This is a genomic window from Pseudomonas sp. S32, from assembly GCF_016648095.1.
In the GTDB taxonomy this organism is placed as follows: Bacteria; Pseudomonadota; Gammaproteobacteria; order Pseudomonadales; family Pseudomonadaceae; genus Aquipseudomonas; species Aquipseudomonas parafulva.
In genome coordinates this window covers 143,272-157,713 of the sequence record NZ_JACVVF010000003.1, presented here as the reverse complement: position 1 = coordinate 157,713, position 14,442 = coordinate 143,272, and the positions used below count along the sequence as shown (strand labels likewise).

The window sequence follows — 14,442 nt, the reverse complement described above, 5'->3', positions numbered from 1 at the left end:
TCAGGCCAATCCCCCAGTCCATAGGCCTTCTGGCAACGGACTGGGGCGAAGAACATTACTGGTTGCGCTCAACGTCGGCCAGGTGACTGTCCAGCACCAAGAGTGCTTCCGTAAGCCCATCGATAGCATCAGTCAGGCCTTTGACAATAATGAGCATGTCATCGCCCTGCTTTTGCGCTTGGGTCAATGCAAATCGCGACCTTGACTTGGCCATTTCGATAGCTGATTTGATGTGCGGCCTCATGATGCTGTCCTTGCTGGCTGGTGGTGATCAAAACTACTACGCCTGAATGATGGCTGTATACTGGCATTTCATCCATGCTGGCTGTCTAATCACCCCGGCTGCTAGAGTCGGGCTTCAAGAGGAATGTCATGCGAATCCTGATAGCTGGCTTGGGGATGGCGATGCTGGCGGGGTGTGTGGCCCCAACGATGAATGAGGCTCGCGGAAAAGGCCCCTATAAAATACTGAACTCGGCTAAGTCCGACCAAGCGCTGGCAAAGTGTGTGCAGTATGCGTGGGAAAATCAGCCGATCTTTGGCGGAGCGCCCGGAGCCACTCTGCAGTCAGGGCATGATGCTGGTTACACGGTCCACACTTTTGGGTCTGAGTATTTTGTCGACATTAGGCCAAGGGGAAGTGGCTCGGAAGCGAGGTACTACGTGGTGCTTGGCAACTGGATCGCCAAAAAACGCCTTTCCGCTTTACAGGGCTGCTTGTAGACCTGGGCCGTAGCAGTTTCCCCTCAGCAAAAGAGCCGTCCCCGGACGGTTTTGACCATGAGGGAAGCGCCTGCCCCTTGGCAGGGTGTTTCGGGCCGTCTCGATTGGCGACCTTATGACTGAGGGGCGGCACTGATAACCAAAGGTTGAAAACCATTGGTACTGTTTCATTTTTATAGGAGGGGACCTATGCGAATTCCTATCGGGGCAATAGTAGTGGCAGCGCTGGCGGGGTGCGCAAGTGTCGGCGACACGCGAAGCAACCCGCCCCTGTTGGAGCTGAAGTCATCGAGGCAGCCTCAACAGGTTGCTGAATGCATCCGTGATGCCTGGCAGAACACCACGGTGCTGGGTGTAAGCGTAGGTGGCATTTTGCAGGCATCTGGAGCCCGCTACTCTGTCTTGGCACCTGACGCACAGGCCCCGCTACACCTGGTCGATGTTAATGCGGCGCCAGGCGGTTCGACCATTCGCTACCACTTTTACCGCACTTGGCAATCACCACTCGAGCGCGTGAAAGATGCGGTCAGGTCATGCAGCATGGGCGCCTGAAAGCACGCTCAGCAGCGCCCCAACTAGCTACCGCATTCGGTTAGACATTGATCTGGTAGGCACGCCGGTGATGGCTTTAGTGCAGAGCCGTCCCGTGGGTGCCGAGGTTCGCATTTACACGCGCAACGGTACGTGGTCCAAATGGGTGATGGTGGCGCGCACCTGCATTTGAACGGGTCTAAAACTAATTCTTCTTCTTCTCAGCCATCACGCTCGCATTGGGGCCCTGCGGTTTTCTGTTGTACCGTGGCCGCCCCCTCTACAATAAAGATCCCAAATCAAGGAGTGATTTAATGGTCACCTGCCATGTCCGTTATATCATTGACCCCTACCAGCTCGATGCATTCGAACGCTATGCTCGCGCTTGGATACCCGTGGTCACCAGAATGGGTGGGCAACACCACGGTTACTTCCTGCCGGCGGAAGGCGCCAACAATGTTGCGTATTGCCTCTTCAGCTTTTCCAGCCTTGCCGACTACGAACGGTACCGGCAAGAAGCCGCCGTCGATCCTGACTGTGTGCGCTTGGTTGATGAAGCGTCCAAACTGAAGTTCATCGTGAGCTACGAGAGAAGCTTCCTTCGCCCTTTGCTTGCGTAATGCTTTTGAGCAAGTGGCCCGCACTGGGTGCGGGCTGACATCCCACCACCTATTTTGAACTGCTCTCGCGAACCCAATCTATCAAACGATTGAGCGCACCTTTACTACGCGGCTCGCACTGATAACGGGGGGAGAGGCATCGCAGGCAAGCGCCGTCGGGCCGGTCGACTGCCCTGGGCCGCTGCCGGAATAGTGGGAACACCCATCAACGAGCGCCCATTGCTCGATACCCCTCTCAGGGCCCCACCACCGGAGCGTTCAATCCCCGCCATCGATGTGGCGCAATCAGCGACCTATCATTTTTGCCAGTTGGAGAGCCACATCCACTGCCTTAGTCTCAAGCCATCCTAACATTGAGGGGTTCACCAACATGTATGCACAATCTCCCGGCACGCCTGACTATGACTACGGCACGCAAGGCGTGGCCGATATTCCGCCCGAACCTGGCTATAACCCGGACGTGGCCTCTCTCCAAGTCGGGCCATCCACCCTCGACGCCAAGGGACGGGTGGTGGTATTCGGCCGTAACCCTGCAGACTCCAGCCCAGGATTGCTCACCCGGCTCAATGCCGATGGCCACTGGGACGAAAGTACCGGCCATGTGGTAGTAGACGCTGCCAATTTGCCCGATGAAACACTGGACTTCAGAGGAATTGTCGGCGCCACGATCAATGGCCAGCAGACCTATTTCGCCGTTGGCTTGCCCACCTATTTCGATGCCAACTTCGAGCAGTATCTAAACTTCATCGGTGTCAGTCGCTTTGATGAATACTTCAAACCGGTCACATCCTTCGGCGATAACGGCCATGCGTTACCAGACCCCGGCGAAGGTTGGCAAACGGGTGACGAAGGCCGCGCAAAAATGCGTCGGGTGGAGGACTCGACGAAAGCGCTTTTATCCTCCGGCGAGCGCCCATTGGCATTTGCGAACGGCTCACTGCGAGCCATCTTCCCCTACACCGTTGGAGATGAGTACGACGAGCACCCGGAAAGCTGGTTGGCGGTCTTCAACCCTGAGACTGGCGAGTTGGTACATGAGCTCGGCGAGGCGCGTGATCTCGGCATGTTGCCACTGACCGACAACGCCGGTTTTTCATTGCGGGTCTTGCGTGCGCACTTCTTCGCCGACGGTAGTTTCCTGGTGCTAGCAGAAAGCACCAACCAACGCGTCATCGTGAGGCGTTACGACCGGCATGGCATCGCCGATGAGCGTTTCAATGATGGCCAGGGGCAGCGAGACCTGTTCGCCGTTCAGGCAAGCATGCGCCTGGGTATATTCTCAAGAAATGGTCGGATCGCTGTATCCAGGGGCGAGGAGTACCAGCTCCAACAACCCACGACAGTATTCGTGTTGGCCGAGTCAGGTGCGAACGACCCAACCTTCAATCGCGGCCAACCCTTAACGCTCGGCAGCGATGGCCATGGTCTGGCCCTGGGCGAGATTTACATCGATGACCAGGATCGCATTGTGCTCGGTGGCGCCCTGCTGACCGCCACCAACGTCGGCCGTTTGCAAGTGTATCGCCTGACACGGTCCGGAGAGCTCGACAGCGCCTTCGGCAACGGGGGGCTGTTCGACGGTGGCCCTGACTTCAGGACGGCAAACAAGGTGTTTGCCAGTGCGCACGGCATACACATCCTGACGCTGTCCCCCACCCGCGGCTCCTACTTCTTGGAAAAGGTGCTCAAGCTGCACGATTGATTGGTTTCTGCGGCACCTTGCGTACCTCACATGCTTGCTGACGCAGAGTCCTTGCGTCAGTACTGCGACCGGTGCCGCCTATAACCCGTCATTCCGATGCGCTCAATAAAAGTTATGCAGCTGCCCATTCCATGGCCAAGCACTGCCCCCAACTCACACGCGCACTGTAGAATCCCACCTCACGCATTCAACACAGGGAGCGCTTAATGGTCCAGCCGGTAACCCGCAGGCAGTTGATCAAATCGGGCATGATTTCAACTTGCGCTGCGGCGGCCTGGCCCACCTGGGCCGCTACCGACATCGACAGCGACCTGTCCACTGTCGAGCACTCATTCAACGTGACCCTGGGCGTCTGGGCCATCGATACGGCATCAGGCAAGACCGTCGCGTACCGCGCTGGGGACCGCTTTGCATTCTGCAGCACCTTCAAAGTCATCCTGGCGGCCGCCATCCTGGCAAAAAGCGCCAAAGACCAGGCACTGCTGGACCGGCGCATCACTTACGCCGCAGACCAGCTGGTGACCTATTCGCCGATTACCGAACAGCACGTCCAAACCGGCATGACGGTTCGCGAACTGTGCGCTGCAGCGCTGCAATACAGCGATAATACGGCGGGTAACTTGCTGCTTGAACTCATCGGTGGCCCAGAAGGGTTGACGGCCTACGCCCGAACCTTGGGTGACCCAGCGTTCAGGTCAGACCGTAATGAGCCTTCACTGAACACCGCTCTACCCGGTGATCCTCGTGATACGACGACGCCCCTGGCCATGGGCGTGACATTGCAAAAGTTGCTGCTTGGAAGTGGCCTTGCGGAGGATGCCCGTCAACAATTGCAGGGCTGGCTGAAAGGCAATACCACCGGTGACAAACGCATCCGCGCCGGCGTGCCACAGGGCTGGTTGGTCGGCGACAAGACTGGCTCTGGAGACTACGGTGTGGCAAACGACGTGGCAGTGATCTGGCCGCCCGGCAAAGCCCCCTGGATCGTTGTAGTGTTCTCGCGCGCCGAGACTAAAGCCTCTGAGTGGAACAATGACGCCATCGCCGCCTCGATGAAAGCGGTTGTCAGCGTACTGGGGCATTAACCCCTTCTGGCGGGGCAGAAGCACCGTTGCCCTGGGGTCACTCCGACTGAAACAGCCCCCGGATCACCTCTCTCAACCAACGGTTACCTGCATCCTGGTGATAACGCGCATGCCAGTGCTGTTTGACCGTGAACCCCTCTACCGCAAAGGGGCAGTCATGCAGCCGGAGCCCGTGCATGTCGGCAAGCGTTTGCCCGATATGCCGGGGCAGGGTCGCGATCAAATCCGTAGACCCTACAATCATGCCCAGGCCAAGAAAACCCGGCAGCTCCAACATGATCCTGCGTTCAATCCCGGCGCGGGTCAGGCTGCCTTCCAGCAGCTTCTGGCCCGTGCCGGCACTGATCTGTACATGCCCTTCGGTCTGGTAGCAGGCAGTGGTCAGGGGCCCCTGCAAGCGGAGGTGTTGCGGGTTGCTCAGGCACACCCAGTCCTGATTGAACAGCACCTGTTGGTACATGCCACCCCCCAGCCATGGCACAAAGCCTATCGCCAGGTCCGCTTCACCGGACTCCAGTGCGCTTTCTGTATTGCCATCGATGCGCACGGCATCGAGGCGTATACCCGGTGCATGGTTGCGCAGGTGGTTGAGGATACGGGGCAGTAACGTGATATGGCTGGCATCACTGACGCACAGGCGAAAGCGTCGCTGGGCAGTAGCCGGTGCAAACTGGGACTCCCAGGTGGTCAGGCGCCGCAGGGATTCCAGCACCTCACGGCACGGGCCGATCAGCTGGTCGGCGCGCGGCGTTGGCGCCATGCCGCCAGGTGTGCGCACGAACAGAGGGTCTTTGAGCTGCTCGCGCAGGCGTGCCAGCCAGATACTGATGGTGGGCTGGCTTTGCCCGAGTTGCTCGGCGGCCCGTGTGACGCTGCGGCAGTGATACAGCACGTCAAACAGCTGCAGCAACTTAGGCTCAGGAAGGTGCTGCAACTCACTCATTATTGCGATTCTTAATGATTGTATTGAGGCCATTGTATAGCGCGAATAAGCTCTGCCGCCTAGTGTGGTCGCAAGCCGAAGGAGGTTTGCGACTTGAAAATATGCATTCTGGGCGCTGGTGCCCTGGGTTGCGCCATTGGCGCGGCCTTGAGCGAAGCCGGGCATGAAACCTGGCTGTTGAACCGCGGGCGTGCGCATGTGGACGCCATCAATCGGGAGGGGCTGCGGGTACAGGACGAACGCGGCGAGCGATGGGTGAAGGTAAATGCCACATCCGATGCGGCGGATGCAGGCGTAGCCGACCTGGTCCTGGTGCTTGTGAAGTCGTTCCACACTGCCGAGGCCATCGCCGGGGCTGCCGCCCTCATCGGCCCGCAGACCGTGGTGCTGTCGCTGCAGAACGGGCTGGGGCATGAGGACATCCTGGCAGCCGCCGTGGGCCGCGAGCGGGTGCTGGCTGGCAAGACCTACGTCGGTGGCGTGATGCTGGCGCCGGGCTGCATCCGTGCCGGCGTGGCCGGCAAGCAGACCTACATCGGCGAGCTGGACGGGGCCGTGACGCACCGCGTGCAGGCCATCGCCGACGCCTTCAATGGTGCCGGGCTGGCGACCGCCGTCAGCGACCACATTCTCGGCACCATGTGGGACAAGTTGCTGGTCAACGTGGCTACCGGCGCGCTCACCGGCATTACCGCCCTCAGCTATGGGCAGTTGTACAGCGAACCCCTGCTGGAACGGACCGCCAAGGCCGCTGTGGCTGAAGCCATGGCCGTTGCCGAGCGTGCCGGGATTTGCCTGGGCCTCACCAGCGCCGACGCCGTCTGGGCCCTCGCCGCTGAAGGGCTGCCGCCAAGTTTTCGCACCTCGATGTTGCAGAGTCTGGAAAAAGGCTCGGTGACTGAAATCGACTTCATCAACGGCTCCGTCGTGCGCTGGGGCGAACGCCACGGCGTGGCCACACCGGTCAACGCCACACTGGTGGCCTGCATCAAGGGCATCGAACGCGCCATGGCCGACAAGCAGAAGGAAACCCTATGAGCCAGCCAAAGGCCTACCTTGAACACGTAGCGTTCTGGGTGAGCGACATCCACTGGCATATCCGCTTTTTCAGCGAGGTATGTGGCATGACGATGCGCGAAGTGCAGGGGAGTGTTGAGCAGCCCTCCCAGTACTGGACGCTGGGTGGTTTGCAGTTCATTCACCAACCCGGCTTCGCCGGCCCGGAAGGCCGCATGGCCCACCTGGGCATCATGTGCGAAGACCTCGCAGCAGCCCTGGCAGCCGCGCAGCGTTTTGACGTGAGCGAGATGCCTCAAGGGCGCAACTGGCTGCGCCTGCCGGACGGTCTGGCTGTTGAGTTCATCCAGGCGCAACCGGCGAACTGCGTCGCCAAGGCCTTGGCCATTGACCCGCGCGCGGAGGTGCAGGCATGAGTGTGGTGGAAAAATACTGGGACGATGCCCGTGAAGGTGACGAATGCCTGAGCCCCACCTACACGGTCACCCGCGAACGGATCCTGGCCTACGCCGACCTCACCGGTGACCACACCCCGGTGCATGTGGATGAGGCCTATGCCAACGCCAGCCACTTCGGCTGCCTGGTCGCCCATGGCCTGTTTGGGTTGTCGATTGCCGACGGATTGAAAACCCAGTGCGAGTACCGCTTTGTACCGGGCATGTCGTTGGGCTGGACCTGGGACTTCGTGCTGCCGATCAAGGTCAACGATGTGCTGCAGGTGCGCATGCGCGTGGGCTCGATGCGCCCGAGCAACAGCAGGCCAGGCTGGGGCATTGTGGTGCTGCCCTCCGAGTTGATCAACCAGCACGGCCAGGTGGTGCAGCGCGGCGAGCACCGCTTGATGGTGCCCAGGAGGGCCGCAGCATGAGCCAGGCCCTTCCATTGGCAGGTATCCGTGTGATCGACTACAGCCACTTCCTGGCCGGGCCATACGTAGGCCGTTGCCTGGCTGCCCTGGGCGCTGAAGTGATCAAGGTCGAGCGGCCAGGCAGCGGCGATGCCGGGCGCCAGCATGCGTATGCACTGGATGACCAGCAAAGCGGCTATTTTCTGCAACTGAACATGGGCAAGCAGGGCGTCAGCGTGAACATGAAGGACCCGCGCGGCAAAGCCTTCATGCAAAGGCTGACCGACTCAGCGGACGTATTCATCGAAAACTATCGCCCGGGCGCCCTGGACAAGCTGGGCCTGGGTTACGCCGAACTGTCGGCGCGCAACCCGCGCCTGGTGTACTGCTCCATATCGGCTTACGGCCATACCGGCCCGGATGCACACCGTGCCGGTTTCGGGCTGATTGCCGAAGCCAAGAGCGGCATCATGCAGATGGTCGGTGTGCCAGGGGAGGCGCCACCGTTGCTGCGTATCTCACTGGGTGACATGTACACCGGCATTCATGCGGTGGCGGCGATCAATGCCGCGCTGCTGGGGCGGGTGAACAGCGGCGCTGGCCAACACATCGACATGGCCCTGTACGACACGCTGGTGTCGATGCACGAGTATGCCGTGCAGTGCTACACGCTGTCTGACGGTACGGTGTTGCCGGAGCAAACCGGCCATGACATGCCTACCTCGACCTTGTACGGGGTGTTCCGCGCGGCCGATGGCGACCTGGTGATCGCGGCCCAGGTCGACGACGCCTGGCAGCGCTTTGCCGCCATGCTCGAAGCCCATGGCGGGCCAGCAGGCTTTGGCAGTGACGCCCGTTATCACAACCTCAACGGCCGTAACATCCACCGCGAATCCATTCTGGCCGTGGTCCGCAGCTGGGTAGGGGCCCGCTCGGTGGCCGATGTACTCGCCTTGCTCGATGCCGTCGACATCCCCAGTGCCAAGGTACAGCGCATTGATGAGGTATTGGCCGACCCGCAAATCCAGGCGCGCAACATGGTGCTTGAGCAAGAGCACCCGCGCTACGGCACCTTGCGCCTGCCCAACCTGCCATTCCGCTTTTCGGGTTGCGATACCACGGTGCATCAGGTTGCCCCAGACCTGGGCGAGCACAACGCGCAAGTCGCGGCTGGGCTTGGCTTCAGCCCCGAAGAAATCACCGCCATGCAGGCGGACGGTGTGTTATTCAGACACGGAGATGCACGATGAGCGACCGCTATGCAGTGATCGGCCGGCCGATCAACCACACCAAATCCCCGTTGATTCATGGCCTGTTTGCCAACGCCACTGGCCAGCAGCTGGAATACGGCGCCATCGAAGGTTCGCTTGAGGCGTTCGAGGCCCAGGTGCACCAGTTTCGCGACGGTGGCGGCCTTGGCATGAATATCACCGCACCCTTCAAACTGCGCGCCTTCGAGCTGGCCGACCAGCGCAGTGAGCGTGCCCGCCTGGCCCGCGCGGCCAATGCGCTGAAGTTCGAGGGTGGCTGCATCACGGCTGAGAACTTCGATGGCATAGGGCTTTTGCGCGATATTGAAGTCAACCTGGGTGAGCCGCTGCGCAACCGCCGGGTGCTGGTGCTGGGGGCCGGTGGTGCAGTGCGGGGGGCGTTGCTGCCATTCCTGGGCGCTGAACCTGCCGAGCTGGTGGTTGCCAATCGAGACATGGCAAAAGCCATGGAATTGCGCAACGAGCTGGACCATCCACGGCTGCGCATCAGCCGCTACGAGGCGCTAGAGGGTCAGGCCTTCGACATCGTGATCAACGCTACCTCGGCGAGCCTGGTGGGTGAACGGCCGCCGTTGCCGGGTCAAGTATTGGGCACTGCACAGTTGGCCTATGAACTGGCCTACGGCAAAGGCCTCACGCCGTTTTTACGGCTGGCAGGGGAGCAGGGCGTTGGACGCCTGGCCGACGGTGTAGGCATGCTGGTGGAGCAAGCGGCCGAAGCGTTTGCCTGGTGGCGGGGCGTGCGCCCGGATACCCGGGCAGTGATCGACCAACTGACCATCCCGCTGGAGTGAGCCATGGGTCGCCACGTGCGGGCTTGGCTTAAAGCCCGCTCGCGCCGTGGCGAGGTGTTTCATTGAACTGCGCCTAGTGAGTTCGGGTCGGTGAGTTAAAGAGGGAGGATCCGCAATGCCAGTCACACTCAGAACACTGACCGATGACGAAATACCGCAGGCTTACCGCGAACCTGACCTCGCCGAGCTGTACGAGGTCGACGACGGGGAGGGTGAGGTTCACTACCTGAAAAGTGACGCAGACGCAGCCAAGCTGGTCGTCGAACTGACAGAGAAACACGCGTCAGCCTGATGGGCCGCCCTGGAGGCGTGCTGCGGCGCGCCAGGCACTGGTTGTCGCGACGCTGGATGACCCCGGCCCGCCAGCGCTGGGCGGGCGTTTTGCTGATTATCCTCGGCCTTGTGGGGTGGTGCCTGAACCCCGGCAGCAGGTGGCCGTGGGTGCTTGCAACAGGGGTTATCTGGCTGCTTGCGGCATGCCCCGCCACCTGGTTTACCAGGAGATCGCACCGCTCACGCCTTGGAAAGCGTCGGGGTTGAGGTTTGAGCCGTAAGTCACGCTTGTCCGAATTTCAAAGCAGGTGTGGGCAATATCTTCGCCATTCGTACGAATTGGCTGATATATTTTCTCCCTCGCCACGTCGTGGCTCATAACAAGTAGTAGGCTCCTCATGACTTACCAACTCTCCTCTGATCTGGGGCCAAACCACCCGCCGGTGAAGGATATCCTCAACGCCCCCGGTGTCTGGGTGGAAGAACCCAATATCCGCAGAGGCGGCGAAAGCGGGGTGCTAAAGGTTGAGGTGGAAGGTTTCACCTTCTACAAAAAGCAGCAGGTTGGGCATATTTACCGCAGCCTGTTGCACCCGTTCGGCTACCCAACGGTTGCCCGCGAAGCCAAGGCCTTGCGCGCTGCCGCTTCGCTTGGCGTGGCTACGCCTGCGCTGCTGCATAGCCATGTGCACAAACAAGCGGGCGAATGGCAGGCCGTGATGGTTACCGCCGCGCTGGACGGGTACCTGTCGCTGGAGGACTTCTACCTGCAAGGCGTGGATAAAACCGTCGGGCCTCGGCGCCACCACGAGATCCTTGAGGCATACGGGCGTGCGCTGGCCAGGTTGAACCTTGGGCGTTGGCAGCATGGTTGCCTGTACCTGAAACATGTATTCGTCGATTTCAGCGAGTCGAGCATCAAGGTAGCCTTGCTCGATTTCGAAAAAGCCCGCCAACGCATGACAGCGACCAAAGCCAGCCGCCATGACCTGCGGCAGGTCAAACGCAGGTCTGGCTGGGAGGCTGCGGAATGGGAGGCCTTCTGCAGAGGCTACCGCTATGGTTACGGCGCTGACGTGGAGCGTCTTCTCTAACCACTCGGATCAACGTGGTGGGCGGTCGCCCACTTTCAGATTTGTCTGAGGATATTTCTCCTGCGGGTCCAGTCGGTAGCCATAACGACTGGACCACCGCTTTTGTGCAGGAGACCTTATGAGTGCCACCAAACGGGAACGTCAGTATCAGGCGTACCAAGCGCTGAAGCAGCTCAGTGATGCTGCCGGCGAAACCATGAAACAGATTGCCTACGACCAGTTTGATCACATCGACTGGCAGGAAACCTGCCGGCTCCACCGCGAGGTATTCGAGCGGTGGATCATCTATGCCCAGGCTCAAGGCCAGCTTCTTTCGAGCCCGAATTCCGATACGCTCAACGCGGTGCCACAATCGGTGGGCGGTTGCCTGCCAACGCGGTGAGGGTGTTAATGATAAATGCAGGTGTGCGCGTGCGGGGTTCTCTGTCTAGAGTTTTCAGTCGAAACACTGATTTCCAAACCACGGAGAGTTACCCATGAAGATAAGGACATTTGCGGCTGCAAGCTTGGCGTTTGCCGCCCTGTTGGGGGTGTCGGCCGCCCAGGCTGAAGGCGAACTCGGCAAGGGCGTGCGGCACGATGTGCGTGAAGTCGACAAAGGTGTGGACCACAGCGCCGATGAAGTCGAAAAAGGCATCCACCACGATGGCGAGGAGATGGAGAAAGGCGCCGACCACCTGGACAAGGAACGCCACAAGGCAGACAAGCACGTTGATAAAGAGGTCAAGAAGGACCTGTAGCCATTCTGGACAACCCCAACCTTGAGGCGCTTTGAATGAAAACTATCATCGCAGTTGCGTTCGGCATTCTGCTGGCCCCAGGTTTTGCACTGGCCAAGGACCACCAGCATGAATGCGAGGCGGCCTTGGATAAACTGAAGGCAGCGACAGAAGCAGACTTCACGCAAAACGGTCATCATGAGCATCAGCAGGCCAAGGAAGCGCATGCGTCCGGGGACTACAAGAAATGCGCTGACCAGGCCAACAAGGCGCTGTCGCATCAGAAGAGCGGCTGATCAAGTCGTTCAGAACGAGCCCAGGATGCGCTGGGCTCACTTACTCTCAGTATTTCGCCCGGATTGTCAGCAGGTAGTTGCGGGGCTCCCCGTAGAAGTTGCCATACTCCGCCATACCCACCGTCGAGTAGTATTTCTTGTCCGTCAGGTTGTTGGCGTTGAGTGACACCGTCCAGTGTGTGTCCAGCGCGTATTCGGCGTGCGCATTCCACACGGCATAGCCCGCCTGCGAAAAGGCGTAGGTGTTGGACGTTTCTTCCAGTTCCCCGTCTGCGCCCCTGGCGTATACCGTACCGCTGACGTAGGCGGGCGTCTGCGCGACAACGCCGCCGCCTACCTTGAACTTGTTCAAGGCGCCCGGGAGTTGGTACGTGGCAAACAATTTGAACAGGTGCTTGGGCGTTACCGTGTTGTAGGCATTGCCGGCAATGTTGTTGCGGGTGGTGTTGAACGTATACCCCAAGGTCGCCTGGAGGCCCTCCGCCAACTGGCCGCTGACTTCCAGGTCTACGCCCTTGCTCACATTTTTGCCGCCGTCACGGTAGCAGCAGTCGGATGCGTCGCCTGGGCGGTCGTAAATGCCTTCGCCGTCGCGGTTCACGTAATAGATGGCCGCGTAGGTATTCACGCGGCCGTCGAACAGCTCGCCCTTGATACCAAACTCGTTGCTCACACCGGTGATGGGTTGCAGCGGTGCGCCTGAACGGTCACGCAATGAGGCCTGGGACTTGTAGATATCGGCGCGGCTGAAGTACAGGCTCCAGGCCGGCGAAAGCGCATAGGTGGCCCCGTAAAAGGGCGTTAACACGTCCCGGTCGCGGAAGAACGTACCCGATGAAGAGCCGTTGGCATTGCGGCGCGTGTAGCGTTGTTCATAGTTGCTGTAGCGGGTGCCGACAATGAGGTGCAGAGGCTCGGCGATGTGTATCCGCCAGCTGCCGTACAGGCCTTTTTGTTCGATGCGCTGGACATCCCGATAACTGAACGCCGAGTCGCTCGCTGAGGAAGGGTAGTCGTGGGGGTCGAACGCATGGATATTATCGATTTCCCGGTACGCCCCCTGGCGGTGATCGGACCCAAAGTAGTTATTTGTCCAGCTGGCCCCAAGCAGGAAGTCGTTCTCGAAACCGCCGAGGGTTTCCGAGCCCTTGACGTTCAGGTCATAGGCCCTGGAATAGTAACCCTGCTGTTGACCCTGCCAATTGGCGGCAGACCCGGCACCGGTTGCCGGGTCGATGGCACCATAAAAGTTGTAGTAACTGCGGTCCTGGTCCATCACCGCCACCGTGGTGTCCAGGGTGGCAGCCCAGCGCTCGCCCAGCTGCTGGTTCAGGGTGGCGAAGTAGGATTGGGTCTTGCTGTTCTTGTAGTCATGAGCCCCGCCCAGGAAGGTGCTGCGTGGCAACTTCAAGTCTGCACCGTCCAATGCTCGTGGCCAGCCGTACGCCTGGTCTGCGGACTTGGCGTCGTCGTTGGTCAGGCCTGCCAGCACGGTGGTGGTGTCGGTGATGTCAGCTTCGATCACGCCATAGAACAGGCTGCGCTCGGCATTGGCGGTGTCGTAGAACATGTCGCGGTTGTTGTAGACCACCACCGTCCGCCCGCGCATCTTGCCGTCCAGAGCCAGCGGGCCGCTCACGTCCAGCTGTGTGCGGTAGTTGTGCCAGCTGCCCACGGACGTTTCCAGGCCATACTGGTTCTCGAAGGTGGGCTTCTTCCTGACCAGGTTGATGGTGCCACCTGGCTCGCCAGCGCCGGAGAACAGGCCGTCGGAGCCGCGCAGTACTTCTACCCGGTCATAGATAGCCATGTCGTGGTCTTTGGGCGAGTAGGTGGCGTTGTCGATAGGTGCGCCGCCATCCACCCGGTAACTGGTAATTTCAAACCCCCGTGACAGGTAACGGGAGTTGGTGAGGCTGCCCTGATAGGGCGTGATGCCGGTGGTTTGCAGCATCACGTCGTTGATGGAGTTGAGGCCCTGGTCTTCGATCCTTTGCCGGGTCATCACGCTGACAGTTTGCGGCGTGTCCTTGATCGACTGGGGCGTCTTGCCGAGGGTGACCTGCCCCGCGGTGTAGGAACCAGTGCCTTCGCTGACCGTACCTGACCAGCCTGCCGACGCATTGACGTCGGTTGGCTGCAGCTGCAGGGCGTGCTCGTCGCTGGCAACCAGGGTGTAGCTGTTGGCCGAGCGCTCCAACGCCTGCAGGCCGGTACCCTGCAACAGCGCGTGCAGCGCTGCTGCGCCAGTGAGGTGGCCCTTTACCCCCATCGAGCGCTTGGCCAGCGTGGTGGCGGGTTCGAACGACAGGTTTGCCCCGGTGACGCGGGCATAGTCAGCGATGGCGTTCTCCAGGTTACCGCCAGCGATATTGAAGTCGTACTGTGCTGCACTGCCCTGCGCCCAGGCCGCCAATGGATAGACGCTGGCCGCCATCGGTGCGGTGAGCAGGGCTGCAGTGATCACCACTGAGCATGCGCGTTTGTTGAAGGGCGGTGAGGGGTGGGCACTCTGTAGCATGTCGGG

The 14,442-nt window shown here is 60.4% G+C and carries 16 protein-coding genes; 13 read left to right on the top strand and 3 right to left on the bottom strand.

Going from position 1 to position 14,442, the window contains the following annotated elements; all coding sequences use genetic code 11:
* Window positions 1-55: 55 nt before the first annotated feature.
* The gene (locus IAE38_RS02835) at window positions 56-244 is read right to left on the bottom strand and encodes a hypothetical protein (RefSeq protein ID WP_201215706.1); all 189 of its coding nucleotides are present in this window, start codon (window positions 242-244) and stop codon (window positions 56-58) included.
* 1,324 nt (window positions 245-1,568) lie between these two features.
* Between IAE38_RS02835 and IAE38_RS02830 the strand changes: the two genes are divergently transcribed.
* From IAE38_RS02830 to bla, 3 genes are all read left to right on the top strand, one after another.
* A complete protein-coding gene (locus tag IAE38_RS02830; RefSeq protein ID WP_201215704.1) occupies window positions 1,569-1,874 on the top strand; it encodes an NIPSNAP family protein in 306 nt (101 codons plus the stop codon).
* Between the two features lie 370 nt (window positions 1,875-2,244).
* Window positions 2,245-3,576: a hypothetical protein gene (locus IAE38_RS02825; protein WP_201215702.1), complete on the top strand. Its 1,332-nt coding sequence runs from the start codon at window positions 2,245-2,247 to the stop codon at window positions 3,574-3,576.
* A 206-nt stretch (window positions 3,577-3,782) separates the two neighbouring features.
* Window positions 3,783-4,661, top strand: a complete 879-nt coding sequence (bla, locus tag IAE38_RS02820) for a class A beta-lactamase (RefSeq protein WP_201215700.1) — start codon at window positions 3,783-3,785, stop codon at window positions 4,659-4,661.
* Window positions 4,662-4,698: 37 nt separating this feature from the next.
* Here the strand turns inward: bla and IAE38_RS02815 are convergent, their stop codons facing one another.
* Window positions 4,699-5,604 carry a LysR family transcriptional regulator gene (locus IAE38_RS02815; protein WP_201215697.1) on the bottom strand — a complete coding sequence of 302 codons (906 nt, stop codon included), beginning with the start codon at window positions 5,602-5,604 and terminating at the stop codon, window positions 4,699-4,701.
* Window positions 5,605-5,697: 93 nt separating this feature from the next.
* On the opposite strand from IAE38_RS02815, the gene IAE38_RS02810 reads away from it, so the two are divergent.
* The 10 genes from IAE38_RS02810 (at window position 5,698) to IAE38_RS02765 (ending at window position 11,915) form a co-directional block, all read left to right on the top strand.
* Window positions 5,698-6,642, top strand: a complete 945-nt coding sequence (locus tag IAE38_RS02810) for a ketopantoate reductase family protein (RefSeq protein ID WP_201215694.1) — start codon at window positions 5,698-5,700, stop codon at window positions 6,640-6,642.
* A complete protein-coding gene (locus IAE38_RS02805) occupies window positions 6,639-7,037 on the top strand; it encodes a VOC family protein (RefSeq protein WP_201215692.1) in 399 nt (132 codons plus the stop codon). Before IAE38_RS02810 ends, IAE38_RS02805 begins: the two co-directional genes overlap by 4 nt.
* On the top strand, window positions 7,034-7,489 hold the full coding sequence (locus IAE38_RS02800) for a MaoC family dehydratase (protein ID WP_028633423.1): 456 nt from the start codon (window positions 7,034-7,036) through the stop codon (window positions 7,487-7,489). The genes IAE38_RS02805 and IAE38_RS02800 overlap by 4 nt, the downstream gene beginning before the upstream one ends.
* Window positions 7,486-8,718 carry a CaiB/BaiF CoA transferase family protein gene (locus IAE38_RS02795; RefSeq protein ID WP_201162392.1) on the top strand — a complete coding sequence of 411 codons (1,233 nt, stop codon included), beginning with the start codon at window positions 7,486-7,488 and terminating at the stop codon, window positions 8,716-8,718. Before IAE38_RS02800 ends, IAE38_RS02795 begins: the two co-directional genes overlap by 4 nt.
* Window positions 8,715-9,533, top strand: a complete 819-nt coding sequence (aroE, locus tag IAE38_RS02790; protein WP_201162390.1) for a shikimate dehydrogenase — start codon at window positions 8,715-8,717, stop codon at window positions 9,531-9,533. The genes IAE38_RS02795 and aroE overlap by 4 nt, the downstream gene beginning before the upstream one ends.
* Window positions 9,534-9,648: 115 nt before the next feature.
* The gene (locus tag IAE38_RS02785) at window positions 9,649-9,825 is read left to right on the top strand and encodes a hypothetical protein (RefSeq protein ID WP_154660064.1); all 177 of its coding nucleotides are present in this window, start codon (window positions 9,649-9,651) and stop codon (window positions 9,823-9,825) included.
* A 379-nt stretch (window positions 9,826-10,204) separates the two neighbouring features.
* Window positions 10,205-10,900, top strand: a complete 696-nt coding sequence (locus IAE38_RS02780) for a lipopolysaccharide kinase InaA family protein (protein ID WP_201162388.1) — start codon at window positions 10,205-10,207, stop codon at window positions 10,898-10,900.
* Window positions 10,901-11,018: 118 nt separating this feature from the next.
* Window positions 11,019-11,282, top strand: coding sequence for a hypothetical protein (locus IAE38_RS02775; protein ID WP_201215689.1), 264 nt, complete (start codon window positions 11,019-11,021; stop codon window positions 11,280-11,282).
* Window positions 11,283-11,376: 94 nt separating this feature from the next.
* The gene (locus IAE38_RS02770; RefSeq protein ID WP_201215686.1) at window positions 11,377-11,640 is read left to right on the top strand and encodes a hypothetical protein; all 264 of its coding nucleotides are present in this window, start codon (window positions 11,377-11,379) and stop codon (window positions 11,638-11,640) included.
* A gap of 35 nt (window positions 11,641-11,675) precedes the next feature.
* On the top strand, window positions 11,676-11,915 hold the full coding sequence (locus IAE38_RS02765) for a hypothetical protein (protein WP_201215684.1): 240 nt from the start codon (window positions 11,676-11,678) through the stop codon (window positions 11,913-11,915).
* Between the two features lie 46 nt (window positions 11,916-11,961).
* Here the strand turns inward: IAE38_RS02765 and IAE38_RS02760 are convergent, their stop codons facing one another.
* Window positions 11,962-14,436, bottom strand: a complete 2,475-nt coding sequence (locus IAE38_RS02760; RefSeq protein ID WP_201215681.1) for a TonB-dependent siderophore receptor — start codon at window positions 14,434-14,436, stop codon at window positions 11,962-11,964.
* Between the last annotated feature and the right edge of the window lie 6 nt (window positions 14,437-14,442).

Excerpts from the sequence above, each read along its gene's own strand:
- IAE38_RS02770 (WP_201215686.1), top strand. The coding sequence starts at position 11,377 with ATGAAGATAAGGACATTTGCGGCTGCAAGCTTGGCGTTTGCCGCCCTG.
- IAE38_RS02800 (WP_028633423.1), top strand. The coding sequence starts at position 7,034 with ATGAGTGTGGTGGAAAAATACTGGGACGATGCCCGTGAAGGTGACGAA.
- IAE38_RS02825 (WP_201215702.1), top strand. The coding sequence starts at position 2,245 with ATGTATGCACAATCTCCCGGCACGCCTGACTATGACTACGGCACGCAA.
- IAE38_RS02780 (WP_201162388.1), top strand. The coding sequence starts at position 10,205 with ATGACTTACCAACTCTCCTCTGATCTGGGGCCAAACCACCCGCCGGTG.
- IAE38_RS02775 (WP_201215689.1), top strand. The coding sequence starts at position 11,019 with ATGAGTGCCACCAAACGGGAACGTCAGTATCAGGCGTACCAAGCGCTG.
- bla (WP_201215700.1), top strand. The coding sequence starts at position 3,783 with ATGGTCCAGCCGGTAACCCGCAGGCAGTTGATCAAATCGGGCATGATT.
- IAE38_RS02830 (WP_201215704.1), top strand. The coding sequence starts at position 1,569 with ATGGTCACCTGCCATGTCCGTTATATCATTGACCCCTACCAGCTCGAT.
- IAE38_RS02785 (WP_154660064.1), top strand. The coding sequence starts at position 9,649 with ATGCCAGTCACACTCAGAACACTGACCGATGACGAAATACCGCAGGCT.
- IAE38_RS02805 (WP_201215692.1), top strand. The coding sequence starts at position 6,639 with ATGAGCCAGCCAAAGGCCTACCTTGAACACGTAGCGTTCTGGGTGAGC.
- IAE38_RS02765 (WP_201215684.1), top strand. The coding sequence starts at position 11,676 with ATGAAAACTATCATCGCAGTTGCGTTCGGCATTCTGCTGGCCCCAGGT.
- IAE38_RS02760 (WP_201215681.1), bottom strand. The coding sequence starts at position 14,436 with ATGCTACAGAGTGCCCACCCCTCACCGCCCTTCAACAAACGCGCATGC.
- IAE38_RS02795 (WP_201162392.1), top strand. The coding sequence starts at position 7,486 with ATGAGCCAGGCCCTTCCATTGGCAGGTATCCGTGTGATCGACTACAGC.
- IAE38_RS02815 (WP_201215697.1), bottom strand. The coding sequence starts at position 5,604 with ATGAGTGAGTTGCAGCACCTTCCTGAGCCTAAGTTGCTGCAGCTGTTT.
- IAE38_RS02835 (WP_201215706.1), bottom strand. The coding sequence starts at position 244 with ATGAGGCCGCACATCAAATCAGCTATCGAAATGGCCAAGTCAAGGTCG.
- aroE (WP_201162390.1), top strand. The coding sequence starts at position 8,715 with ATGAGCGACCGCTATGCAGTGATCGGCCGGCCGATCAACCACACCAAA.